Consider the following 24753-nt stretch of genomic DNA (forward strand, 5'->3'; position numbering starts at 1 on the left):
GCTCACCCACGGGTCGGCGGCTCGAACCCCTCGCTCTCCCCGTAGACCCGCTTCTTGTCCGGGTCGCGTTCCGGCTGCCCGGCCGGGTCCGTGGCGGACGGCGTCATCTCGTCGCCGAAGTCCGGTACGTCGTGCAGCTCCGGGTCGCGGCGGCGGTCGGCCAGCGGCACGTTCGCCGGCTCCCGCTCGTTGTCCGGTATGCGGTCGTCATCCCGTCCCCGATCCGCCGAGGAGGATTTATCTTCATGGCTCATGCCGGAGTCGCCTACCCTGGGTCGCACGCCTCATGTCCATCCCGGCGGCAAACCACCCCCCACAGCCGCCCCGACCCAGTGAGGTGCCGCATGGCCGCCGACCCGGCCGCCCACGCTTCCACCGGCGAGCTTCGCTACCCAGCGGGTTCCCTGGTCATGCTCACGGGCCTGCCCGGCGCGGGCAAGAGCACACTGCTACGCCGCCTGTACGGCATCAGCGGCGAGGAGACCCGGCCCGTCGCGGGCGACGGCGTCCTGGTCATCGACACCTACCAGGCCCGCAACTGGTGGTCCCGCTACCTGCGCCCGGTGCCGCCGCGCCTGCGGACCCCCTTCGTCCACGCCACCCACGTATGGCGTATCGCCAAGGCCGTCAGCGGCGGCCGGTCCGTCGTCGCGCACAGCCGCGGCACCTGGCCGCACATCCTGTACGGCTTCGCCTGGCTCGCCCACCGCTACCGCGCCCAGATGCACCTGCTCATGCTCGACGTCGAACCGCGCGTCGCCTGGGCGGGCCAGCACACCCGGGGACGCGTGGTCACCGCGGCCACCTTCGTGCGGCACTGCCGCCGCTGGCGGGTCCTGGTCGGCCAGGCCCGCACCGGCAGGGTCGCGCACGCCGACGGGGTCACCGTCCTTTCCCGCCCGGACGCCGACCGGGTCCACGCCATCCGCTTCGGCCGCCCCGAGCCGGTTCCGGCCGAAACCGTCGGAGGCGCATGACACGCTTGGCGCGTGCTCAGTGACCAACGTGGCCCGATGATCAAGGGGCTGGACGCCTCGGCCGAGCCGCGCCGCTACTGGCGCGGCCACGACGAGGAGGGCGGCATCTGGCTGTTCGAGACCGTGGAGGAGGCGGGCGAGCAGTGGGCGGTCAAGCAGATCGAGATCGACCCCCGCCGCCAGGTCCACAAATACTGGTGGCGGCACCTCGACGACGCCCACGGCTTCCTCACCGACCAGGCGGTGGAGCTGTGGGAGTTCGGCATGACCGAGATCTCCGGAGAGGCGTTCGCCCAGGTATGGAACACCGTGAGCTGTGCCTGCGGCGCCGCCCCTGAAGATAAGGTGCAAAGGCCGGAGCCCGCAGGCCCCTGACCCCCGCGGGCCGTGCCGGCCCAGGGTCGTTGGGCGAGTGGGAGTGGTCGCGTTGCTGGTCGTGCATGGAGTCTGGGCCGACGGGCACCTCGCCCTTTGGGCGGAGGACACCACACCCCGGCCCGACTCTCCCGTATCTGCCACTGGGCCCGCCACCGGGCGCGGGCAGGTACGGCCGCACCCGTTCGCCGCCGCCGCCGACGCCCTCACCGCGGCCCTCGGCGGCCACGCCACCGGGGCGGAGCAGGCCGAGCTGCCCATCGCCCTGCCCGGCACTGCCAAGGGCCCGATCCCCTCGCCGGAGTCCGGCCTGACCAGCGCCGCCCGCCGTCCCCGGCTGACCGCCTGGCGGGTCCCCGCGCTGCTGCTCACCCCCACGGCCGCGCTGCCGCTGCTCGGCCACCTGGCCGACGCCGCCGACGCCCCGGCCGACGACTCCCCCGACTGGGGTCCCGGCCCGTCCCTGCGCTACCTCGCCGTGCTCGCCGAGACCGCCCGCGACCTCGTCCGCAGGGGCCGGGTCCTGCCCCAGCTCGTCACCGAGGACGGCGTGCGCGCGGGCCGCTGGCGTCCGGTCCTCACCGGCCGCGACGCCACCGCCTTCCGCGACCTGGCCCAGGCCATGCCCCCGGTCTGCCGCGCCGCCACCACCACGGACGGCGACGGCACGGCGGCGCGGGTGCTGCGCGACGCCCTCGGCGGCCTCGCCGACGCGGCGACCCGCGCCCTGCTGCCCGACCGGCTGCTCGCCGGGGCGCGGCCAGGCCGCAAGAGCGCCCTGCCCGACCGCTGGCTGCACGCCCTGACCGGCGACGACGCCACCCTCCCCGGCGCGAACCCGGCCGCCGCAGCGGAGCTGGACGGCGAGCTGGCCGCCTGGTTCGAGGCCGCCCGCGAGCTGGAGGGCCCGGTCCGGGTCTGCTTCCGGCTCATGGAACCGGTGGGCGAGGAGGAGTCCTGGGAGATCGAGTTCGCTCTCCAGTCCACCGACGACCCCAGCCTGTACATCCCCGCCGCGCAGGTCTGGGACGGCGAACGCCTCCCCGGCCTGCCCAGACGCCCCGACGAGACGCTGCTCGCCGGGCTCGGCCGCGCCGTCCGCCTGTGCCCCGAGCTGTACTCCGCGCTGCGCTCCCCCCGCCCGAGCGGCATGATCGTCGACACCGCCTGGGCCTTCACCTTCCTGCGCCACGCCGCCCCGCTCCTCCAGGCCGCAGGGTACGGCGTCCAACTGCCCGCCTGGGCCGGCCGCAAGGGCCTCGGCCTGAAGCTCACCACCCGCTCCCGCACCGGCCCCAAGGCCGCCGCCGCCCAGGGCTTCGGCCTGAAGGAACTGGTCGACTTCAAGATCGATCTGGCCGTCGGCGACCACACCATCAGCGAGGCGGAGCTGGCCGAGCTGGCCCGGTTGAAGGTCCCCCTCGTCCGCATCCGCGGCCAATGGGTGGAGCTGGACGACCAGCAGCTCAAGGCCGCCCTCAAGGTCGTCGAACGCCGCCGCAGCGGCGAGATGACCATCTCCGACGTCCTCAACGAGGTCGTCGAGGGCGAAGACGAAGGACTCCCCCTCCTCGAAGTCGACGCCGACGGCATGCTCGGCGACCTCCTCTCCGGCGAACCCGACCGCCGCCTCACCCCCGTCCCCACCCCAACCACCTTCCACGGCACCCTCCGCCCCTACCAGGAACGCGGCCTGTCCTGGCTCTCCTTCCTCTCCACCCTCGGCCTCGGCGGCATCCTCGCGGACGACATGGGCCTGGGTAAGTGCATCGCCCCCGACTCCCCTGTCTTCGTGAACGGCACCCTGGTCGAGGCGAAGCATCTCTGGGAGCGGTTCAGCGGCCCGGCGACCTTCGACGGAGAGGGCGAATGGTCGGTGCCGGAAGCGCCGCTGATCACCAACTGCGTCGACGCTTCGGGCCGGATGGCCACCGCGGCGATCACCCGGCTGTACCGGCAGCACGTACGCGAACGGCTCCGGCGTGTCCGGCTGGACGACGGCAGCGAACTCACGATCACCGCGCGGCACCGCCTGCTCGGCCTCGGCGGATGGACCAACGACATCGCGCCGGGCGACCGGATCTGCGTACCGAGGCGTCTGCACTGGACGGGCGGCCCCGCCGACCCCGACCTCACCGTGCTGCTGGCCTGGCAGATCTCCGAGGGGCACGAGTCCCGGACCGGCGATCTGCGCATCTACCAGAAGGACCCCGCAGTCCTTGAGTCCCTGGCGGATCGGGTGCATGCCATCGGTGAGCGCTTCGGCCTGGCGGTCAACACCCCCACTGTGCGCCGCGACAGGAACGTCCACATGCTGCGGATGTGCAGCGCCGACTACGCGAGGTTCCTCGCGCGGCACGGTTACCGGTGGGGACAGCGGTCGGCCGGGAAGCGGATTCCCGACCTGATCATGTCGGCCGACGACCGAACCGTCCGTACCTTCCTTCGGGAGTACTTCTCGGCCGAGGGAAGCGTGCTCAGCGGCATGCGGATGGTCGAGATCGCTTCCGCGTCGCCCTGGCTCATGTCGCAGCTCGCCACACTGCTGCGCCGCTTCGGCATCTGGCTCCGCACCACCGAGAAGATGAAGCACGCCACCAACGGCACCGGCATCAAGCGTCCCTACCGCATCGGCGTCATCGGCGGCCCGGCGCTGCGCGCCTTCCGCGACCTCATCGGTTTCGCCGATCCCGGCAAGCAGGCCAAGCTCGACGCGCTCTGCGCGAAGCCCGCCAACAGCAACGTTGAAGGCGTTCCCGGATCCGACCTGCTCTCGGCCGCGTACACGCTCACCGGCCTGCCGCAACGACACTTCGGCGTCGGCACCGTCTACTTCTCCGGCTCCCAGGAGCCGTCCCCCGCCACCGCGAACGTCGCCGTCGCCGCCATGGACGGCATCCTGTCCGGCGAGTCCGAGCGCGACTACCTGGCGCGGCCCCGTACGAAGTGGACCGAGGCGGTGTGCGCCGCCTACACGGGCCTGGACCGCCCGGCCTTGTCGGCGATCCGCGACGAACTGTCCCGCCGGGCCTCGCAGGAGGTGTTCTACGCGCGCGTCGTGTCGGTCGAGGAGATCGACTACGAGGGTCACGTCTACGACTTCGAGGTGGCGGGCGAGCACAACTTCGTGGCGGGCGGCATGCTCTGCCACAACACCGCGCAGACCCTGTCGCTCCTGCTCAACGAACGGACCGAAGGAGCCGTGGCGCCGACGTTGCTGGTGTGTCCGATGTCGGTGGTGACGAACTGGCACAAGGAGGCGGGGCGGTTCGCGCCCTCGCTGCGGGTGTACGTGCATCACGGGGGGAGCAGGAAGCGGGCGGAGGAGCTGGAGGAGGCGGTGGCGGAGGCGGATCTGGTGATCACGACGTATGGGACGGCGTGGCGGGATCTTGAGGCGTTGCGGGCGTTCGCGTGGGGGCGGGTGGTCTGTGACGAGGCGCAGGCGATCAAGAACAGTGCGGCGCGGCAGGCGCAGGCCGTGCGCTCGCTGCCGGCCAGGACGCGGCTGGCGCTGACCGGCACGCCGGTGGAGAACCACCTGGCGGAGTTGTGGTCGATCATGGAGTTCTGCAACCCCGGGCTGCTCGGTCCGGCGCGGCGGTTCAAGCAGCGCTACCAGGAGCCGATCGAGGCGCGCAACGACGAGGACGCGGCCAGGGCGCTGAAGCGGGCGACGTCCCCGTTCGTGCTCAGGCGGCTGAAGACCGACCGGACGATCATCACCGACCTGCCGGACAAGCAGGAGATGAAGGTCTGGTGCACGCTGACGCCCGAGCAGGCCAGCCTGTACCAGGCGGTGCTCGGCGACATGATGGCGAAGATCGACCAGAGCGAGGGCATCGAGCGGCGCGGCAACGTGCTGGCCACGATGACCCGGCTCAAGCAGGTCTGCAACCACCCGGCGCACCTGCTGAAGGACGGCTCGCGGCTGGCCGGGCGGTCGGGGAAGCTGGCCCGGCTGGAGGAGCTGGCCGCGGAGATCGTCGAGGAGGGGGACAAGGCGCTGGTGTTCACCCAGTACGCCGAGTGGGGCTCGCTGCTCCAGCCGTACCTCGCGGCGCACCTGGATCGCCCGGTGCTGTGGCTGCACGGCGGGCTGCCCAAGAAGAAGCGGGACGAGCTGGTGGAGCGGTTCCAGACCGACGAGGAGCCGATGCTGTTCCTGCTGTCGCTGAAGGCGGCGGGCACCGGCCTGAACCTCACCGCGGCCAGCCACGTGATCCATGTGGACCGCTGGTGGAATCCGGCGGTGGAGGACCAGGCCACCGACCGGGCCTTCCGGATCGGGCAGACGAAGAACGTCCAGGTGCGCAAGTTCGTGTGCGCGGGCACCCTGGAGGAGCGGATCGACGAGATGATCGAGCGGAAGAAGGCGCTGGCCGAGCGGGTGGTGGGCACCGGCGAGGAGTGGATCTCCGAGCTGTCCACCGAGCAGTTGCGCGAGCTGTTCGCGCTGGGGCCCGAGGCGGTGAGCTGAGGTGCCGATGGGGCCTGACGGCTGGTACGAGCCGACCACGCCGATCCGGGTGGAGGGCGGCATCCGGGCGCGCAGCAAGCGCGGGTCGATCGGCGCGCAGTGGTGGTCGCGCCGGTTCATCGACATCCTGGAGGACATCTGCGACGCGGGACGGCTGACCCGCGGCCGGTCCTACGCCCGCAAGGGCCAGGTGATCTCGCTGGACCTGCTGCCCGGCGAGGTGCGGGCGAGCGTGCAGGGGTCGCGGCCGGAGCCGTACGACGTGGTGGTGGAGATCGAGGCGTACGACGAGGCGGTGTGGTCCGGCATCGAGCGGGCCCTCGCCGGGCAGGCGCTGTACCGGGCCAAGCTGCTGGCCGGGGAGATGCCGACGGAGATCGAGGAGGTCTTCGACTCCCTGGGCCTGCCGCTGTTCCCGGACGAGCTGGACATGGAGTGCACCTGCCCGGACTGGGGGTTTCCGTGCAAGCACCTGTCGGCGGTGCTGTACCTGCTGGCCGAGGCGTTCGACGACGACCCGTTCCTGGTGCTGGCCTGGCGCGGCCGGGCGCGCGATGACCTGCTCGCCGGGCTGCGCGGGCGGGCTGAGGAGGAGGCCGCCGATCCGCTGCACGTCCCGGACGTGCCGCTGGACGAGCGGCTGGCCGACTTCTACTCCCCCGCGGTGCCGCTGGGGCGGCTGCGTCCCCGGCCGAGCGTGACGGCGGCGCCCGACATCCTGCTGCGCGCGCTGGAGGCGCCGCAGGTGCGGGTCCGGCACATTCCGCTGCTGGACATCCTGCGCCCGGTCTACCGCGGGTTCGCCGACTAGCCGCGCAGGTACGCGAGCACGGCGAGCACCCGGCGGTGGTCGTCCCCGGCCGGGGGCAGGTCGAGTTTGGCCAGGATGCCGGCGATGTGCTTGGAGACGGCCGCCTCGGTGACCACGAGGGTGCGGGCGATGGCGGCGTTGGAGCGTCCTTCGGCGACGAGGGCGAGCACTTCGCGTTCGCGGGGGGTGAGCCGGGCCAGCGGGTCGCGGCGGCGGCCGAGGAGCTGCCTGACCACCTCGGGATCGACGACGGTGTGACCGGCGGCGACCCGTTCCACCGCCCCGGCGAACTCCGACACGTCGCCGACGCGGTCTTTGAGCAGGTAGCCGATGCCGCCGCTGCCGCCGCCGTCGAGGAGTTCGGCGGCGTAGGTCTGCTCGACGTACTGGCTGAGCACGAGCACGGCGAGGCCGGGCCGTTCGGCGCGCAGCGCGAGGGCGGCGCGCAGGCCCTCGTCGGAGTAGCCGGGCGGCATGCGGACGTCGGCCACCACGATGTCGGGCTCGTGCTCGCGTACGGCGGCGACCAGCGCTTCGGCGTCGCCGACCGAGGCGACGACCTGGTGGCCGAACCGGTCGAGCAGCCCGACGAGGCCCTCGCGCAGCAGTACGGCGTCTTCGGCGAGAACTATTCGCAGCCCGGGCACGGAATCTCCACGCGCAGTGAGGTCGGCCCGCCGCGCGGGCTGGACAGGGTCATGACGCCGTCGGCGACGGCGACGCGGTCGGCCAGCCCGGCGAGGCCGGACCCGGCCGCGGGGTCGGCCCCGCCCACGCCGTCGTCGCGGATCTCCAGCAGCAGCGTGCCGCCGGAGATCCGGCCGTGTACCAGGCCGCGCCCGGCCCCGCTGTGCTTGGCGAGGTTGGCCAGCGCCTCGGAGACGACGTAGTAGGCGGTGACCTCGGCCAGTGTGGGCAGCCTGCGGGGCAGGTCGAGTTCGACGTCCACGGGCACCGGGGAGCGTCCGGCCACGTCCAGGACGGCGGCGCGCAGGCCGCGGTCGGTGAGGACCTTGGGGTGGACGCCGCGGATCAGTTCGCGCAGCTCGGCGAGGGCGCGTCTGGCCTCCTCGTGGGCCTCGGCGACCTGGGCCTCGGCCGGTGAGCCCGGCGGGAGGTCCAGCCGGGCCAGGCCGAGGCGCATGCTGAGCGCGACCAGCCGTTGCTGGGCGCCGTCGTGCAGGTCGCGTTCGATCCTGCGGCGTTCGGCCTCGAAGGCGTCCACGAGCCGGGCGCGGGAGCGGATGATCTCGGCGTCGGCGGGGGCGAGGACCGCGCGCGTCATCAGCGCCCGCGCGCCCGCCCACGCGGCGATCGGGTACGCCGACAGCGGGATCATCAGCAGCCCGCCGAGGGCTATCAGGTAACTCGTGGGGGCCTCGCCGCTCGGCTGGAGCGGCGCGGACATCAGCAGCAGCGGCATCCAGGTGGCGAGCCCCACGAAGCCGAGGTCGATCCACCACAGCGCGAGCAGCGCAAGCAGGGTGAAGCCGAGATCGCGCCAGGTCGCCGGGTCGCGCAGCCGGGTGGCGAACCAGGCGCGCGGGCCGCGCCGGGGCGGCTCCCGGCGCGGGTCGGCGGAGGGGGTGCGATCGACCAGCCGCAGCCGCCACCGTTCCAGCCGGGCCGCGGGGAGGCCGAGCAGGGCCACGGCCAGCACTCCCGCGCCGCAGGCGAGCGGGACGCCGAACTGGTACGCGATCATGAACACGCCCGTCACCACCACTGCGAAGACCCCGCTGACCAGCAGGTAGGCCAGCGACCGCCACGGCCACGACGACCGCAGGAAGGCCGACGGCCTGCTGGTCAGCGCGGAAAGGGCGGTACGGGGTGGCACGCACTCGACGGTAGCCGACCGCGCGGGCGGCGGCAGTAGTGCTGGGTATAGCCCTGATCCTCGTTCCAGCACCAATGTGCCCGCGCGGCGGGGCCGGTTGGCTTGGCCGCATGGATGTCAAAGAGACCGTCCGGCTGTGGTCGGTGCGCAGGCTGTACGGCACTGCCGACCGGACCGTGAGAGCGCTCGACGGCGTGACCGCGTCGTTCCATCCGGGCACGATGACGGCGGTGATGGGGCCTTCGGGGTCGGGCAAGTCCACGTTGCTGCACTGCGCGGCGGGCCTGGACCGTCCCACGGAGGGCAAGGTGATCATCGACGGGACCGATCTGGGGGAGCTCGACGAGACCGGGCTGACGTTGCTGCGGCGCGAGCGGGTGGGGTTCGTGTTCCAGGCGTTCAACCTGGTGTCGGCGCTGACCGCCGAGCAGAACGTGGCGTTGCCGCTGAAGCTGGCCGGGCGGCCGATCGCCCCGGCGGAGGCGCGGGCCGCGCTGGCCGAGGTCGGGCTGGCCGACCGGGCGGGGCACCGGCCGAGCGGGCTTTCCGGCGGTGAGCAGCAGCGGGTGGCGATCGCCAGGGCGCTGATCACCCGCCCGGCGGTGCTGTTCGCCGACGAGCCGACCGGGCAACTGGACACCAAGACCTCCAGGCAGGTGCTGGGCATGCTGCGGGACCTGGTGGACAACCAGGCGCAGACGGTGATCATGGTGACGCACGATCCGGTGACCGCCTCCTACGCCGACCGGGTGCTCTTCCTGGCCGACGGGCGGGTGGTGGACGAGTTCACCAGTGGTGTCACGGCCGAGTCGGTGGCGGCGCGGATGGCGAACCTTGAGGCGGTGGCCTCGTGATCAGCCTGGCGTCCGTGCGGGAGCGGTGGACGGCCTTCACGGGCGGGTTCGTCGCGCTCTGTCTCGGGGTGGCGATGGTGTCGATGACCGGGCTGGCGCTGTTGTCGGCGGGCCCGGAGGTGCCGGGGCGGCTGGCGGCGGCGCAGGTGCTGGTGTCGGTCCCGATGATCGACCGGCCGGACGGGAACTTCACTCCTGACCGCCCGTGGTCGCCCGCGGCGGTGACGGAGCTGCGCGAGCGGCTGGGGGCGCTGCCGGGGGTGGCGCTGGCCGTACCGGACCGGTCGTTCTACGCGCAGCCGGTGATCGGCGGCCGGCCGGCGTCGGCGCGGGACGGGCACGCCTGGTCCACGGCGGCGCTGGGGGCCTACCGGCTGGTGTCCGGCGCGGCGCCGGAGCGCGGGGAGGTCGCGGTGGGCCGCGCGCTCGGCCTGGCGGCCGGTACCCAGGCCACCGTGCTCACCGTGCGCGGGCCGGAGACCTACCGGGTGTCCGGCACGGTGGACGGGCCTGGCGTGTACCTGAGCGACGCCGACGCGGCGGCGGTGGCCGAGGGCGTACGGGTGATCGGGGTGGTCACCGAGCCCGGCGCGGACGTCGCGGCGGTCGCCTCGGCCGTGCGCACGGCGGTGGGCGCGCAGGGACGGGTGTACACCGGCGAGGCGCGCGGCGCGCTCGAATCCCGCGACGACGAGCGGACCCGCTGGATCGGCATGCAGATCCTCACCGGGATGGGCGCGCTGTCGGCGTTCGTGTCGATCTTCGTGGTGGCCTCGACGTTCGCGTTCGGGGTGGCGCAGCGGCGGCGCGAGTTCGGGCTGCTGCGCGCGGTGGGCGCGACGCCCCGGCAGGTGCGCCGGATGGTGTACGGCGAGGCGCTGGTGGTCGGCGGCGTGGCGGCGGCGTGCGGGGTGGCGCTCGGCGCGGTGCTCGGGCCGATGCTGGGGGATCTGCTGGTCAGCGCCGGGTTCGAGCCGGTCGGGTTCGAGGTGCGGGTGTCCGCGCCGCCGCTGGCGGGGGCGTTCGCGGTCGGCCTGCTGGTGGCGCTGCTCGGGGTGGGGTCGGCGGCGCGGCGGGCGGCGCGGGTGCGTCCGCTGGAGGCGCTGCGCGAGGCGGCGGTGGACGATCGGCCGATGCCGCGCGCCCGGTGGATCGCGGGCGCGGCGTTCTGCGTTCTGGGCGTCGGGGCGGCGTTCGCGTCGGCGGTGGCGGGCCCGGAGGGGCTGGTGACCAGCGGCCTGTACGCGGCGATGGCGATGATCGTCGGGGTGGCGCTGCTCGCCCCGGCCGTGGTGCCGTTCGTGGCCAGGGCGCTGACCTGGCCGCTTGACCGGGGGCGCGGCGCGCTCGGGATGCTGGTGCGCGAGAGCGCGCTGACGGCGGTGCGCCGTACCGCCTCCACGGCCACGCCGGTGCTGGTCACGGTCGGCTTCGCGGTGCTGATCACCGGCATGGTGCAGACCACGGCGGCGTCGTTCGCCGCCTCGCGGACCACCGCGATCAGGACCGACGCGGTGATCATGCCGGACGGCGTGCCCGGACTGTCGGACGCGGCGGCGGCGGCCTCCGGCGGTGAGTCCGCGCTGTTCAGCGCGCTCTATGAGGTGAACGGCGAGGCGCTGAGCGCGATCGGGGCCACGCCCGCGCTGCTCGCGCGGGCCGGTGAGATTCGGGCGGTGTCGGGTTCGCTGGCGGCGCTGGGCGGCGACCGGGTGTTCGTCTCGCCGTGGCTGGCGAAGGATCGCGGGCTGCGGGCGGGTTCGGCGCTGCGGGTGACGTTCGAGGACGGCACGCCGGGCACGCTGCGGGTCGAGGGCGTCGCCGAGAACGTCGGGGCGGACGTACTGCTGGCGCGTGACACGGCCAGGGCGCACGACAAGGCCGCGCTGGCGGACGTGGCGTACGTCGCGCGGGCGACGCCCGTGCCGCCCGGGATGGGCGCGCGGCCGGCGGACCTCGGCACGTACGCCGCGCAGGCCGACGCCGAGGAGGACCGGCTGGTGTGGACGTTCACGGTGCTGCTGGTGGTGGTGTCCACGGCGTACGCGGCGGTGGCCGTGGCCAACACGCTGATGATGGCGGCGGCCGGGCGGCGGCGGGACCTGCGGGTGCTGCGCCTGTCCGGGGCCACTGGCCGCCAGGTGCTCGGCACGGTGGCCGCCGAGTCGGCACTGGCGGTGATCTTGGGCAGTGCCCTCGGCCTGGTGGTCGCCATCCCGGCCCTGCTCGGCCTGCGCTCCGGCTACAGCGGCCTGATCAGCAGGGACGTCCCGCTGGTGGTGCCGTGGGACCTGATCGCCGGCGTGGCCGGGGTCTGCCTGGTACTGGCCGCGGGCGCGGCCGTCCTCACCGCCCGCCCCGCCCTCAGGACAGCCGGGTGAAGGTCATGTCCATCCAGTGTTCCCACTCCGGGCCTGTGGGCCTGTGCTCCCACCGGGCGGACATGGCGTCACCGCCCGGTGCGATCACGAGGGTGGCGCGCTCGGTGTCACCGGCGAAGGTCCAGACCCCGTCGCCGTCCACCGTCGCCCACATGGTGCCGAACGTGCCCTGGCTGCCGAAGGCCCGCGCCGGGTGAGGCCACCGGCCGCACGTCGGGCACTCGGCCGGATGGCCGGGGTGGACCGGCCGTACGGCCGATGATCTGGCGTGTTCTTCCCTTCTAGCCTCGGCTGGGTCGTCATCGAACCAGGGGGAGAAGATGCGAATCGTCGCGGCGATCGGGCTGGGGCTCGTACTGCTGGCGGGGGCCGCTCCGGCGGGCGCGGCCTCTGTGCCGGGCCAGGATCTGCCGTCGGCCTATGGGCGGCAGAGCGCGCGGTGGGGGGCGTGCCCGCCCGCTCAGAAGGAGCTGCGTAAGGCGGGGGCGCGGTGCGCGAAGATCCGGGTGCCGCTGGACTACGGCGATCCCGGCGGGCCGATGATCGAGATCGCGATCTCCCGGGTCAAGGCCAAGGGGCCCCGGCGCGGGATCCTGCTGGCCAATCCGGGCGGTCCCGGTGGCACCGGGCTGGCGTACGCCCTGTCGCTGCGGCCCGCGCTCAAGGGCGTCGCCGACCGGTACGACCTGATCGGCTTCGATCCCCGCTTCCTCGGTGACAGCACGCCGATCACCTGCGCGCCGGGCGGCCCGCAGCGGGCGCCGGGGCGCAGCAGTACGGCCCGCCGCGACTTCGAGGCGTCGGTGAAGTCGGCGCGCGACCTCGCCCGGCGCTGCCGCGAGAACGGCGACAACGCCACGCTGCTGCCGCACGCCACGACGCGCAACGTGGCCAGGGACATGGACCTGATCCGCGCCGCGCTGGGCGCGCCGAAGCTGTCCTACTACGGCGTCTCCTACGGGGCCGACCTGGGCGCGGTCTACGCCCAGTTGTTCCCCCGCCGGGTGGACCGGATGGTCATCGACTCCTCCACGGACCCGGCCGCGACGCAGTACGAGCTGTTCCGGCGGGCGGGCCGGCCGCTTGAGGCGGGGCTGGACGAGTGGGCCCGCTGGGCGGCGGGCCGCCATGAGGAGTACCGCCTCGGACGTACCGCGGCCCGGGTGCGCGCCACCGTGGAGAACCTGGTGGACCGCGCCGAGCGGCGGCCCATCGCGGCCGGTGACACCCGGCTCGGCGCGCCCGTGGTGCGGCTGCTGCTGCGGCAGTTCGTGCAGGAACAGCACTACGACGCGGCCCTGGCGGGCCTGGTACGCGACCTGGTCAAGGCCGCCTCCGACAATCCGGGCAAGCCGGGCCCCGACCTGAGCCGGATGCTCGGCCTGCTCGCCTCGCGCGACCTGGCCGCGAGCCTGACCGGCGGAGCCCTGTTCATGTGCGGCGACGCCGGATGGCCCGCGGGCGGATGGCCGAAGGACCCGGAGACGTACTGGAAGAACGTCCAGCGGTCCCGCGCCGCCCAGCCGGTGTTCGGCCCGCTGGTCAACGGCATGATCGCGCCCTGCGCGTTCTGGACGCGACCGGCCGGGCCGGTGACCGCGATCGGCAACGACGTACCGGTGCTGATGGTGCAGGCCCGCCGGGACGACAACGTGCCCTACGCCGGGGCCCTGGCCCTGCACCGCAGGCTCACCGGCTCCCGCCTGGTCAGCGCCGACATCAGGGCGCACGGCGTCTACGGGCGCGGCACGGCGGGACTGCCTCCGGCGGCCTGCGCCGACCGCGCGGTGAACGCCTACCTGGCCGGCGGCCCACTGCCGGAGCGCGACCTCAACTGTCCGTGACCGCGGCCCCGTCGCCCAGCACGTCGCGCATGAAGGCGACCAGCCAGTGCTGGGCGGGGCTGCGCGCGTGGGAGTGGCGGGCGTACACCGAGACGTGCACCGGTTCGATCTCCAGGGGCAGCTCCAGCAGCCGCACCCGGTGCTCGGCCGCGAACACCTCGGCCACGTTGCGCGGGACCATCGCCACCAGGTCGCTCTGCCGTACCAGGTAGGGCAGGGCGGCGAACCTGGTCACCTCCAGCGCCACCCGGTGCAGCAGCCCCTGTTCGGTCAGCGCCCGGCGCGGCCCCTCGTGCCCGGTCGGCCCGAAGACCGTGACGTGCCGTTCGGCCGCCAGCTCGGCCGCCGAGACCCGGTCGCCGCGCAGCCGCGGGTGACCGATGCAGACCATGCCCACGTAGTCCTCGGTGAACAGGGGGATGCGGGTCACCCGCCGGGAGCCGATCAGCGGCGAGGCGATGAACGCGTCGATCTCGCCCCGGCCGACCTGGCCGGGCGCGTTCGCCACGTCCAGCGGCCGGACCCGCAGGGTGACCCCCGGCGCCTGGCGCGGCAGCGCCGCCATGAGCCGGGGCAGCAGCGAGACCTCCCCCAGGTCGGACAGGCACAGCGTGAACGTGGTGTGCGCGGCGGCCGGGTCGAACGTGCGGGCCCCGCTGACCGCCGCCTCGATGCCCGACAGCGCGGCGTGCAGCGGCTCGTAGAGCTGCCTGGCGGTGGTGGTCGGCACCAGCCCGCGGCTGCTCCTGCGGAACAGCTCGTCGCCGAACCTCCTGCGCAGCTTCTGCAGCCCGTAGCTGATCGTCGGCTGGGTGACGTGCATGGACTCGGCGGTCGCGGTGACGCTGCGGGTCTCGTACAGCAGCACGAACGTGCGGACGAGGTTGAGGTCGAATTCACGCATTATCGATCCTGTCTATAACACCTCGCCGGAACATCTATTGGAACACGGCCCCGCCTCCTTCCTAGTGTCTGTGTCACAAGGTGGCCTGTGTCACAGCGTCGAGGAGGGTCTTTTCCGATGCCAACCGCCCGCCGGATCGTCCACGAGTTCCTGGAACGCCGTGGCATGACCACGATCTTCGGCAACCCCGGCTCCAACGAGCTCCCGTTCCTGGCCGAGCTGCCCGGTTCGTTTAAATACGTTCTCGGGCTGCACGAGGGCGCCGTGGTGGGCATGGCCGACGGATACGCCCAGGCCACCGGCCGCCCGGTGCTGGTCAACCTGCACGCCGCCGCCGGGTCCGGCAACGCGATGGGCGCGCTCACCAACGCCGTGTACTCCCGCTCGCCGCTGGTGCTGACCGCGGGGCAGCAGGTACGGCAGGCGATCGGCGCGGAGGCGATGCTCGCCAACGTCGAGGCCACCCAGTTGATGCGCCCGCTGGTCGGCTGGGCGGGCGAGCCCGCCTGTGCCGCCGACGTGCCGAGGTCGTTGGCGCAGGCGGTGTTCGAGGCCGAACTGCGCCGCCGCCCCACCTACCTGTCGGTCCCCTACGACGACTGGGACGCCGAACTCGGCGGCAACGCGCTGGTCACCCTCGACCGCGACGTACGCCGGGCGCTCACCCCCGCCGAGACCGACCTGGCCACCCTCACCGCCGAGGTCGCCGAGGCCGCGAACCCGGTCCTGGTGCTCGGCGGCGACATCGACACCGCGGGGCTGCTCCCCCGCGCGGTCGAGCTGGCCGAACACCTGGAACTCCCGGTTTGGGTGGCCCCCTCGCCGTTCCGCCTGCCGTTCCCCAACCGGCACCGGCTGTTCCGCGGCGTGCTCCCGGCCGGGATCGGCGCACTGTCGGACCGGCTCGCCGGGCACGACCTGATCCTGGTGCTGGGCGCCCCGGTCTTCCGCTACCACCAGCACGTCCCGGGGCCGTACCTGCCGGAGGGCGCGACCCTCGTGCAGGTCACCGACGACGCCGAGGCCGCCGCCCGCGCCCCGATGGGACGCTCGCTGGTCGCCGACCCCGGCACGGTGATCGACGCGCTGCTCGGCCGGATCGCCGCGCGGCCCGCCGGGCGGAGGCCGCGGTTCGTGCCCAACGAGGAGCCCGCGACCGCGCCCAAGGACCTGCACCCCGAGCAGGTGTTCGCCGCGCTGCGCGAGACGCAGGCCCCCGGCACCACCTACGTGGTGGAGTCCACCTCCACCAACGCCGCCTGGTGGCGGCAGGCGGACCTGCGCGAGAGCAGCTCCTACTTCTTCCCCGCGGCCGGTGGGCTCGGCTTCGGCCTGCCCGCCGCGGTCGGCATGGCGATGGGCCGCCCGGAACGTCCGGTGGTCGCCGTGATCGGCGACGGCTCGGCGAACTACGGCATCACCGCCCTGTGGACCGCCGCCCACTACGGGGTGCCGGTCACCTTCGTCATCCTGCGCAACGGCAGCTACGGCGCGCTGCGGTGGTTCGGCGGCCTGCTGGGCACCCCCGACGTGCCGGGCACCGACATCCCCGGCCTGGACTTCACCCGCATCGCCGAGGGGTACGGCGTGCCCGCCACCACCGCCGCCGACCTGCCCGAGCTGCGCGCCCGGCTCAAGCGGCCGGCCGACGGCCCCCGGCTGATCCAGGTCGACACCTACCTCACCACCCCCGAGTGACGAGCCCCGGGCGGCCACAGGGCCGGTAGGCCGCCCGGTCACCCCCAAGGCCCCCGCACGACCGAAGGAGTACGGCCATGACCACATCCCCCCCACGCCCGGCCTGGACCGCGGCCCTGTGCTGGCTGACCGTCCTGATCGAAGGCTATGACCTGGTCGCGCTCGGCGCGGCGATCCCCACGCTGCTGCGCACCCACGAGCTGGGCTTCACCCCGGCCGGGGCGACCGCGGTGGCCACCGTGTCGCTGGTCGGCGTGGGCATCGGCGCGGCCTGCATCGGCCCGCTCACCGACCGGTTCGGCCGGCGCGGCATGCTGATCTGGTCGGTGCTGCTGTTCTCGCTGTTCACCCTGGCCATCCCGCTGTCGCCGAACGTCGCCGTCTTCGGCGCGCTGCGGTTCGCCGCGGGGCTGGGCCTCGGCGCGTGCATGCCGGTGGCGCTGACCATGATGTCGGAGAGCCTGCCGGAACGGCGCCGGGCCAGCGCGAACACCGTCACCATGACCGGCTACCACGTCGGCGCGGTGCTGACCTCACTGCTGGCGCTGGCGGTGGCCGGGGATTGGCGGGTGCTCTTCTACGGCGGCGGGATCGTCGGCCTTCTGGTGGTGCCGGTCATGTGGCTGCGGCTGCCGGAGTCGGCCGCCTTCCTGGCCGCCCGGCAGGCCCCGGAGCGGGACCGGGTTCGCCCGCGCGACCTGCTCGGCCCGCGCTTCCGGCGGACCATCCTGACCGTGTGGGCGGGCTCGTTCATGGGGCTGCTGCTGGTCTACGGGCTCAACACCTGGCTGCCGCAGCTCATGGCCACCGCGGGCTACCCGCTGGCCACCTCGATCGCGCTGCTGCTGGTGCTCAACGTGGGGGCCATCGCCGGGCTGCTGATCGCCGGAGCCGTGGCCGACCGGTTCGGCATCAAGCGGGTCGCGGTGATCTGGTTCGCCGCCGCCGCGCTGCTGCTGGCCGCGCTCAGCCTGCGGGTGGACAGCCAGTTGCTGCTGAACGTGCTGGTGCTGCTGACCGGGGTGTTCGTGTTCTCCGCCCAGGTGCTCATCTTCGGCTATGTGGCGCACACCTTCCCGGCGGCGGCCAGGGGCACCGCGCTCGGGCTCACCTCGGCGGTGGGGCGGCTGGGGTCCATCCTCGGGCCGTTCGTCACCGGGATGCTGGTGACGGCGGGCGTCGCCTACCCGTGGGGGTTCTGGTTCTTCGCGGCGGTGGCAGTGCTGGGGCTGGCCGCCATGGCGACGGTCGCCGGGCGTACCGCTCCGGCCTCGGACGTGCGGGTCGCCTGATCGGCCCGCGCCTCACAGGGCGCCTCCAGATCGTCCAGGCACAACGGCGACAGCGTGACAACCCCGTCGGACACCCGCACATCTGCCATGCACCGACTACTAACGACCCAGGGCCCGCGACGGCAACCGATTTACCCGGGCATTGAGCAGAACGCGCGATTACCCGATCTCCAGTGCGTAACGATGGCAGCGCCCGGCCTTGCCGTATGCCGCCGCGCATGAAATCAGGAGTTGTCCTGATATGCCGACTTTTCCATGCCTGGAGGTCAGGTGACCCGCCTTCCATCGGACCGGCTGTCCCGCCGTACGTTCGTCAACCTGGTCGGCCGCGCGGGCGGCGTCGGGGCCGCCTACGGCACGCTGTCGGCCATGGGCCTGTTACCCGTGCCCGAGCCGTACTCCGGGCCGCCCCCGCTCGCCCCGCGCGGCGGCGGGCGGGGGACCAAGGTCGCGGTGATCGGCGCGGGCGTGTCCGGCATGGTCGCCGCGCTGGAGCTGTCGGCCGCCGACTACGAGGTGCGGGTCTTCGAGGCGCAGGACCGCCCCGGCGGCCGGATCAGGACCTATCGCGGCGGCGACACCGTCGCGGAGAACGACTCGGCCCAGCGCGTCACCTGGGACGAGGACCCCACGCTGTACTTCAACGCGGGAGCCGCCCGCATCCCGCACCACCACGCCGCGATCCTCGGCTACTGCCGCGACCTGGACGTACCGCTGCAAGTGATCGTCAACGACGACCGGGCCGCCTACCTGCACGACGACGAGGCCTTCGGCGGGCGGCCCGAGCGCGGGCGGCGGGTGGTCACCGACGCCCGCGGCGCGGTCGCCGAACTCGCCGCGCACGCCCTGTCCGGCGACCTGGACCACGGCCTGTCCGAGGACGACCTGGCGCGGGTCCGCGAGTTCCTGAAGTCCTTCGGCACCCTCGACGAGAACTACCGCTACCGCGGCTCACGGGACGCCGGCTTCGCCGAGCCGCCCGGCGGCCCCACCCCGGGCCGCATCCTCGAACCGCTCTCCCTCGCCGAGATCGCCAAGGGCACCACGACGTCCTGGTACGGCCTGTTCGCCGAGGACTACGACCAGCAGGCCACCGTCATGGAGCCGGTCGGCGGCATGGACGCCGTCACGCGCGCCTTCTACCGGCGGACCCGCCGGTTCATCACGCTCAACGCCCAGGTCACCAAGCTGCGGCGGACCGGCTCCGGCGCGCGGGTCACCTGGCGCGACCGCGTCACCCGGCAGACCCGGAGCTGGGAGGCCGACCACGTGATCGTGACGGCCGCCCTGCCGGTCATCGACGCCATCGACAACGACTTCTCCGCCAAGGTCAAGTGGGCCGTGCGGGAGGGCGCGAAGGTCTACCTGCCCGGCGTGAAGATCGCCTTCCAGGCGACCCGGCGCTGGTGGGAGGAGGACCACCGCATCTACGGCGGCATCTCCTTCACCAGCCGCGACATCACGCAGATGTGGTACCCGAGCACCGGCTTCCACGGGCGCACCGGCATCGTGGTCGGCGCCTACATCTGGACCTTCGACACCGGGCGGGCCTTCACCGCGATGACCCCCGCCCAGCGCGCCGCCGCCGCGATCGCCGACGGCGAGCACCTGTTCCCCGGCTACGGCGGCCTGGTCGGGCGTCCGGTGTCGGTGGCGTGGGCGAACATGCCCTTCCAGGGCGGCGCGTGGGCCGAATGGAACGAGTTCCCCGAGACCCGCCAGGAGGCCTACCCGGTGCTGCTGCCGCCGGACGGCCCGTACTGGTTCGCGGGCGAGCACATGAGCCACATCAACGGCTGGCAGGAGGGCTCGGTCCGCGCCACGCACCACGTCCTGGATCGCATCCAGCAACGAGTCACGGCCCAGAGCGACTAGACCCCGGCGACGACCTTCTTGGAGATCATGACCTCGTGCCCGTCGGGGTCGGTCGCCTTGATGTAGGTGCCCCACGGTTCCTCGACCGGGTCGGTCACCGTCACCCCCGCCTCCCGCAACTGGGTCACGGTGGCGTCGATGTCGTCGCAGGCGAAGGTCAGATAGGCCCCCTCCCCCGGGTTCTTGCCGAAGGCCGTGGCGCTGTGCAGGGTGATCGAGGTCTGCCCGCCGGGCGGGGTCACCTCCACCCAGCGCGCGCCGGGCCACATCTCGGCGTCCACGGTCTTGGTGAAGCCGAGCTTGCCGACGTAGAAGTCGACCGAGCGCTGCTGATCGGTCACGTACATGACGGCCACGCTGATGTGGGTGATCACGATCATCCTCCCTCGTGCGAAACATCGAGGATAACGGCTAGGCGCAACCCTTCAGGGCGCAGTGCAGGACCTCGGGGTAGCGCGGGGACGGTCCGTCCAGCAGTGGCTGCGGCGTGCCGCGCAGGTGGTGGTCGAGGAAGGCCAGGACGTACGTGCGGGCGATCTCCACCGAGCGGGCGGCGGACGTCTCGCCGGGAGCGCCCAGGCCGAGGGCGCCGGCGAACAGCGGCACGTCGGTGAAGGACTGGTGGTCCGCGCCGGGCAGCACCAGCCAGCGCTTCCAGCCGGTCAGCAGCTTCCAGTCCCGCTCCCAGGAATTGTCCCGGCCGCCGGGCCGGTGCCCGGCCGAGCCCAGGAACAGCAGCGGCCGGGCCAGGCCGCCCTTCTTCGGGATGCGCGCGTACGTCGTGCCGTCCATGTCCACGCCCGCGCGCACCCGGCGGTCCGCCAGCATGGCCGCCACCGCGCTCGCCCCGCCGATCGACTGGCCGACCATCGCGATCTTCGTCCGGTCGACCAGGCCCTTCCACCGCGCGTCCGGCCCGGTCAGCCGGTCCAGCACGAAGGAGACGTCGGCGGCCCGGACCCCGACCACCTTCGTACCGAACCCCGGGTCCGTGTCGCTGTCGCACGCCACGCACTCGGCGACCCGCCCGTCCGGGAAGGTCGTCGCGTAGTTCTCGTGGGTGTGGTCGATGCCCGCCACCACGTACCCGGCGGCGGCCAGCCCCTCGGCCAGGGCGGTGAGCGTGCCGCGCGGCATGGTGAACCCCGGGGAGAGCACGACCAGCGGCAGCGCCCGCCCGGCCGGCTCCGCCCCGGCGAAGGCGTTGGTGCGGGTCCTGCTCAGCAGGTCGTACGGCACGCCGGTGACCCGCTTGCCCTTCAGCGTCAGCTCCGACTCGCGCGCGCTCATGTAGGGGGCCCGTTTCCCGGTCCGCGCCTCGGTCGGGTACCACAGGGTGACCATCAGCTCCCTGACCTTCACCTCGGGCACCCACGGGTCGGAGCGGGAGGCGTCCTTCAGGTGGAGGGTCGTGCTGCCCACCCGGTGCGGCCCGGGTGGTGCGGGCAGGGCGGGAGGGCCGGTGGGCGACGGGCTGGAGGTCGCGGCCACGGTCCTGGGCGGCGCGGGCGCGGCGCAGCCCGCCGCGAGCACCATGGCTCCCACGGCGAGCAGCAGGGGCCTCGGTCTGAGGGCATGACTCATCGAACGGTCCGCCTTTCGGTGATGCTTCGGGGTGGTCAGCCGCGCAGCAGGGTCAGTGCCTTGGCCAGCGCGGCGTCGCGCCCGGCGGCGGCGTCCTTCGCGGTCGGCGGCACATGGTGGTGCGGCGCGACGCCGATCCGGTCGATCACCTCCCGGTCGGGGGCCAAGTGGTGGCGGCCCGGGAAGGACAGGACGGTGTTGTTGCCCAGCAGGTACGGCCGGGCGGGGCCGGACACCGCGCCCGCCGTACGCGTGCCGACCAGCGTGCCCAGGCGCAGGTCCCGGACCGCCGAACTGAAGTGCTCGCACGCCGACGCGCAGCCCCCGTCGATCAGCACCGCCAGCGGCAGGCCGACCAGCGGCACACCGTCGTCGGTGCGCATGCTCTGGCAGTCGCCGTCCACCGCGCACTGGTAGGCGGTGACCTTGCCGTGGGCGAACCCGCCCAGCAGCCGGTTGACCTCGTCGGGGCTGCCGCCGCCGTTGCCGCGCAGGTCCAGCACGAGGCCGGTGAGCGTACGACCGGCGCGCAGCCTGCCGATCGCCTTGAGCACCCGGTCGGCGGCGTCGGGCGTGAAACCGGACAACCGCACGTAGGCGACGTCGTCGCCCAAGAGCTCGGCCGCGACCGGCCGCACGGCGTCCGGGTCGGGCTGGAACAGGCCGGGCTTCAGCGTCACGGTCCGCCTGGAGCCATCGCGCCGTACTTCGAGGCGGACCGGCTCGGCCTGCGGGTACTGCGGGTAGAGCGCGGCCACGGCGGCAGGGACGACCTGGCCGCCGATGAAGGGGGCCGATCCGTCGATCGACTCGATGACGTCGCCCGGACGCAGCCCGGCCTTCTCCGCCGCCCCGCCCAGCACGGCGGTCACGAACAGCGGGGGCAGCGCGACACCCGGGTTCTCACGGACCTGGGCGCGGACGCTGGCCCGCAGGCCCAGGCCGTACTGGTCGCCGTCGTAGTAGCCGGGCGGACGGCGGCGGCCCGGGGCCCACCGGGCATGGTCGTCGCCGAGCGCCGCCACGAGGGCGGTGAGGGTGGTCGCGGCCAGCCGGTCGCGCAGCCCGGCGTCGTCCGGCAGCCGGGCGGTGACCCGCCGGTAGGCCGCCTCGAACGCCGCCCAGTCGGCCTTGCGGTCACCGCGCAGCGCGGGCATGGTGGCCTCGGGCAGGTCGTGCCCGGCGCGGCCGAGTTCGCGGGCGAAGGCGGCGAATCCGGCGAGCAGCAGCGACCGGGCGTTCAGGGTCGCCCCGCTGTAGTAGTTGGCGAGCACGCAGAAGTACGCCTGCTCGATCACGTCGATGGTGACCGGCGTCTCCGGCCCCGGCTCGGCCTCCCGCCGAGGCGGCGCGCAGGCCGACGTACCCGCCTCGGTCGCCCGGACGGCCTCCGCGCGCGGCGGCGCCTGCCCGGTGCAGGCGGTCAGCAGGAACATCAGCGCGAGCCCGGCCGCCACCCCCTTGCCGGTCATGACAGCCGCCTGCGGACCCAGCGGAAGCACAGACCCGTCAGGACGAGCGTGAGCAGCGCGTACACGCCGGTCTCGATCCACTGGAAGGCCCAGAACCGCTCGAACGGGTGATAGGTCGCCGCCTGCCGGTAGCCCAGCCGGTTGATCTCGGCGACGCACGCCTCCATGTGCCCCTTCGGGTCCCCGCCGCCCTCCTGGCGGGCGCACGGCCCCGACGCCACCGAGATGGGCAGGACGGCCTCGGCCATGCCGTCGCCGAGCGGCCGTCCGGAGGGATCGAGCAGGCGGCTGGACAGGACCCAGGCCCCGGTCTGGCCGGGAACGGCCGAATCCAGGAGCACCCTGGGCGAACCATCACCGGGGACCAGGAACTGGTCGATGTTGGCCGGGCCGAGTTCGAGGACCGCGCGGACCGGCGGCATCAGGTGCGGCCGGACCAGCGACGGCATGGCGATCTGGACCGCCGCGAAGATCACCAGCGTGAGCGCCATCGCGGGCAGTGTGCGGCGGACCAGGATGCCGACGGTCACGCCCAGGATGAAGGCGAACGCCGTGTACCCCACGGGCGCGATCCCGCGCGCCCCGAACACCAGCGGGTCCATCAGCGTGAACCCCGGCTCGGCCGACCTGTCCAGCGGGCCGGACCACCACGTCACCGCCAGGCCGGCGATCCCGGCGGCGGCCATCGCGGCCAGGCCGGTGAGCCCGAGCTTGACGGCCAGCCAGCGGGTGCGGGTGATGGTCTGGTTCCACACCAGCAGGTGGGTGCCCGCCTCCAGTTCGTTGGTGATCAGCGGCGCGCCCCAGAAGAGGCCCGCCAGGGCGGGCAGCACCAGCACGATCACGGTGACGCCGAGGAACGGGGTCTGGTACTCGTCGAAGAACCGGTCGAAGAAGCGCGTGCAGTCGCCGTCCCGCAGGCAGGCGGTGATGCCTTCGGAGTAGTCGGCGGCCAGCCCAGGGCCGCTCAGCGCCAGTACGGCGACCAGCGCGACCAGCGTCCCGAACACCATCACGGCTCCGCCGCGCGACTGCCGCCAGGTGAGCCAGATCATCGCCGCCCCTCCAGAGAGATCGTGCGGGCGGGCTCGTCCGTGCGCTGCTCCATGTAGGCCAGGACGAGATCTTCCAGGGTGAGGCGGCTGACCGACCAGCTCGGATCGAGGATCGGGCCGTCGGCCCGCACGATGACGGTGCTCTGCCGGTCGGCGTGGCGGGCGGTGATGACGTGCTGGTCGGCGGGCAGCCGGCCGGGATCGCGGCGCGGGCCGCTGAGCCGGTGATGGGTGTCCAGCAGCCGCTCGACCTCCCCCGCCACCCGGACGTGCGAGCCGGTCAGCACGATCAGGTGGTCGCAGGCGCGTTCCAGGTCCGACAGCAGGTGGGAGGAGAGCACGACGCTCAGCTCGTACTCCACGACGGCCTCCATCAGGCCCTGCAGGAACTCCCGGCGGGCGAGCGGGTCGAGCGAGGCGACCGGTTCGTCCAGGAGCAGCAGCCGGGGCCGTTTGGCCAGGCCCATGGTGAGGGCGAGCTGGGCGCGCTGCCCGCCGGACAGGCCGCCCGCCCGCTGCTTCGGGTCCAGGCCGAGCCGTTCGACCCGCCGTCCGGCGAGCGCGGCGTCCCAGCCCGGATTGAGCCCGGCCCCGAGCCGCAGGTGCTCGGCGACGGTCAGCCTCGGGTAGACCGGGGTGTCCTGGGCGACGAATCCGATCTTGGCCAGTTGCGCCGGGCCGTCCGCCGGGCGGCCGCCCAGCACGGTGATCCCGCCCGAGGTCGGCGCGAGCTGCCCCGCCGCCAGCTTGAGGAACGTGCTCTTGCCCGCCCCGTTCGGGCCCACCAGGGCGACCACCCGCCCGGCGGGGATCTCCACGGTGCAGTCGCGCAGCGCCCAGCGCCTGCCGTACTTCTTGCCGAGCCCCTGGCTCTCCAATACCGGCGTCACGCTATGTCCTCCTCCGCCGCGCCCCGAAAGGTGGTCGAGAACAGGGCCTCGATGCTCTCGTCGTCGAGGCCCGCCAGCCGCGCCTTGGCCAGCCAGCGGCGCAGCTCCCGGCGCAACGGCTCATGCGCGGCCAGCGACGCGTTGGTGAGCGTGCGCGTCACGAACGTCCCGACGCCGGGCCGGGCGGCCACCAGTCCCTCGTGTTCGAGTTCGCGGTAGGCCTTGAGCACGGTGTTGGGGTTGATCGCCAGGCGCGCCACGACGTCCTTGACGGTGGGGAGCTGGTCGCCCTCGCGCAGCAGGCCGAGCCGCAGCGCGTGCCGTACCTGATGGACCAGTTGCAGGTACGGCGAGACCCCGGACCGGGCGTCCAGATGGAACTCGATCACCCTACCTCCATTTATCTAGGTACCTAGTACTTTAG

21 protein-coding genes and 1 pseudogene are annotated in these 24753 nt (G+C 73.4%); 11 read left to right on the forward strand and 11 right to left on the reverse strand.

Features of this window, described 5'->3' with window-relative positions; translation table 11 throughout:
- Positions 1–2: 2 nt before the first annotated feature.
- Positions 3–254, reverse strand: coding sequence for a hypothetical protein (locus tag DP939_RS45515; RefSeq protein WP_147268115.1), 252 nt, complete (start codon positions 252–254; stop codon positions 3–5).
- 90 nt (positions 255–344) lie between these two features.
- On the opposite strand from DP939_RS45515, the gene DP939_RS24485 reads away from it, so the two are divergent.
- The 5 genes and pseudogenes from DP939_RS24485 (at position 345) to DP939_RS24505 (ending at position 6643) form a co-directional block, all read left to right on the forward strand.
- Entirely contained in the window at positions 345–977 is a 633-nt protein-coding gene (locus DP939_RS24485) for an AAA family ATPase (RefSeq protein ID WP_113983095.1), read from the forward strand.
- A gap of 36 nt (positions 978–1013) precedes the next feature.
- Positions 1014–1352 carry a hypothetical protein gene (locus DP939_RS24490; protein WP_113983096.1) on the forward strand — a complete coding sequence of 113 codons (339 nt, stop codon included), beginning with the start codon at positions 1014–1016 and terminating at the stop codon, positions 1350–1352.
- Between the two features lie 1150 nt (positions 1353–2502).
- Positions 2503–4446, forward strand: a pseudogene (locus DP939_RS49650) (SNF2 helicase-associated domain-containing protein); the annotation flags it as partial.
- 12 nt (positions 4447–4458) lie between these two features.
- Positions 4459–5832, forward strand: coding sequence for a DEAD/DEAH box helicase (locus tag DP939_RS49655; RefSeq protein ID WP_450097543.1), 1374 nt, complete (start codon positions 4459–4461; stop codon positions 5830–5832).
- A 7-nt stretch (positions 5833–5839) separates the two neighbouring features.
- On the forward strand, positions 5840–6643 hold the full coding sequence (locus DP939_RS24505) for an SWIM zinc finger family protein (RefSeq protein ID WP_113983206.1): 804 nt from the start codon (positions 5840–5842) through the stop codon (positions 6641–6643).
- Here DP939_RS24505 and DP939_RS24510 read toward each other — a convergent pair.
- Together DP939_RS24510 and DP939_RS24515 are read right to left on the reverse strand one after the other, a co-directional pair.
- Positions 6640–7290 (reverse strand): response regulator, encoded by a 651-nt coding sequence (locus DP939_RS24510; protein WP_113983097.1) that lies wholly within the window; start codon positions 7288–7290, stop codon positions 6640–6642. The two genes, DP939_RS24505 and DP939_RS24510, sit on opposite strands and share 4 nt — an antisense overlap.
- Positions 7272–8480 carry a sensor histidine kinase gene (locus tag DP939_RS24515; protein WP_113983098.1) on the reverse strand — a complete coding sequence of 403 codons (1209 nt, stop codon included), beginning with the start codon at positions 8478–8480 and terminating at the stop codon, positions 7272–7274. The genes DP939_RS24510 and DP939_RS24515 overlap by 19 nt, the downstream gene beginning before the upstream one ends.
- Before the next feature lie 110 nt (positions 8481–8590).
- On the opposite strand from DP939_RS24515, the gene DP939_RS24520 reads away from it, so the two are divergent.
- Together DP939_RS24520 and DP939_RS24525 are read left to right on the forward strand one after the other, a co-directional pair.
- Positions 8591–9334, forward strand: coding sequence for an ABC transporter ATP-binding protein (locus DP939_RS24520; RefSeq protein WP_113983099.1), 744 nt, complete (start codon positions 8591–8593; stop codon positions 9332–9334).
- A complete protein-coding gene (locus tag DP939_RS24525) occupies positions 9331–11715 on the forward strand; it encodes an FtsX-like permease family protein (protein WP_199565388.1) in 2385 nt (794 codons plus the stop codon). The genes DP939_RS24520 and DP939_RS24525 overlap by 4 nt, the downstream gene beginning before the upstream one ends.
- Here the strand turns inward: DP939_RS24525 and DP939_RS46290 are convergent.
- Positions 11699–11869 (reverse strand): hypothetical protein, encoded by a 171-nt coding sequence (locus tag DP939_RS46290; protein WP_158578676.1) that lies wholly within the window; start codon positions 11867–11869, stop codon positions 11699–11701. The two genes, DP939_RS24525 and DP939_RS46290, sit on opposite strands and share 17 nt — an antisense overlap.
- A gap of 166 nt (positions 11870–12035) precedes the next feature.
- On the opposite strand from DP939_RS46290, the gene DP939_RS24530 reads away from it, so the two are divergent.
- Positions 12036–13559 (forward strand): alpha/beta hydrolase, encoded by a 1524-nt coding sequence (locus DP939_RS24530; protein WP_113983100.1) that lies wholly within the window; start codon positions 12036–12038, stop codon positions 13557–13559.
- Here DP939_RS24530 and DP939_RS24535 read toward each other — a convergent pair.
- Entirely contained in the window at positions 13546–14463 is a 918-nt protein-coding gene (locus tag DP939_RS24535) for a LysR family transcriptional regulator (protein WP_113983101.1), read from the reverse strand. The genes DP939_RS24530 and DP939_RS24535 overlap by 14 nt on opposite strands.
- Positions 14464–14580: 117 nt before the next feature.
- Between DP939_RS24535 and mdlC the strand changes: the two genes are divergently transcribed.
- The 3 genes from mdlC (at position 14581) to DP939_RS24550 (ending at position 19328) form a co-directional block, all read left to right on the forward strand.
- On the forward strand, positions 14581–16161 hold the full coding sequence (gene mdlC / locus DP939_RS24540) for a benzoylformate decarboxylase (RefSeq protein ID WP_113983102.1): 1581 nt from the start codon (positions 14581–14583) through the stop codon (positions 16159–16161).
- 77 nt (positions 16162–16238) lie between these two features.
- Positions 16239–17453 (forward strand): MFS transporter, encoded by a 1215-nt coding sequence (locus DP939_RS24545; protein ID WP_113983103.1) that lies wholly within the window; start codon positions 16239–16241, stop codon positions 17451–17453.
- A gap of 270 nt (positions 17454–17723) precedes the next feature.
- Positions 17724–19328, forward strand: a complete 1605-nt coding sequence (locus tag DP939_RS24550) for a flavin monoamine oxidase family protein (RefSeq protein ID WP_158578677.1) — start codon at positions 17724–17726, stop codon at positions 19326–19328.
- On the opposite strand, the gene DP939_RS24555 is transcribed toward DP939_RS24550, so the two are convergent.
- From DP939_RS24555 to DP939_RS24580, 6 genes are read right to left on the reverse strand one after another with little or no spacing between them, the layout of a single operon-like run.
- The gene (locus DP939_RS24555; protein ID WP_113983208.1) at positions 19325–19702 is read right to left on the reverse strand and encodes a VOC family protein; all 378 of its coding nucleotides are present in this window, start codon (positions 19700–19702) and stop codon (positions 19325–19327) included. The genes DP939_RS24550 and DP939_RS24555 overlap by 4 nt on opposite strands.
- A 37-nt stretch (positions 19703–19739) precedes the next feature.
- Positions 19740–20912: an alpha/beta hydrolase family protein gene (locus tag DP939_RS24560; RefSeq protein ID WP_113983105.1), complete on the reverse strand. Its 1173-nt coding sequence runs from the start codon at positions 20910–20912 to the stop codon at positions 19740–19742.
- Between the two features lie 35 nt (positions 20913–20947).
- Positions 20948–22384: a S41 family peptidase gene (locus DP939_RS24565; protein ID WP_113983106.1), complete on the reverse strand. Its 1437-nt coding sequence runs from the start codon at positions 22382–22384 to the stop codon at positions 20948–20950.
- Complete coding sequence (locus tag DP939_RS24570) at positions 22381–23439, reverse strand: ABC transporter permease (protein WP_113983107.1); 1059 nt, start codon at positions 23437–23439, stop codon at positions 22381–22383. The genes DP939_RS24565 and DP939_RS24570 overlap by 4 nt, the downstream gene beginning before the upstream one ends.
- Positions 23436–24329 (reverse strand): ABC transporter ATP-binding protein, encoded by an 894-nt coding sequence (locus DP939_RS24575; RefSeq protein WP_113983108.1) that lies wholly within the window; start codon positions 24327–24329, stop codon positions 23436–23438. Before DP939_RS24575 ends, DP939_RS24570 begins: the two co-directional genes overlap by 4 nt.
- Positions 24326–24718, reverse strand: coding sequence for a GntR family transcriptional regulator (locus DP939_RS24580; RefSeq protein WP_113983109.1), 393 nt, complete (start codon positions 24716–24718; stop codon positions 24326–24328). Before DP939_RS24580 ends, DP939_RS24575 begins: the two co-directional genes overlap by 4 nt.
- Positions 24719–24753 lie beyond the last annotated feature (35 nt).

It is taken from the genome of Spongiactinospora rosea (assembly GCF_003315795.1).
Lineage (GTDB): Bacteria > Actinomycetota > Actinomycetes > Streptosporangiales > Streptosporangiaceae > Spongiactinospora > Spongiactinospora rosea.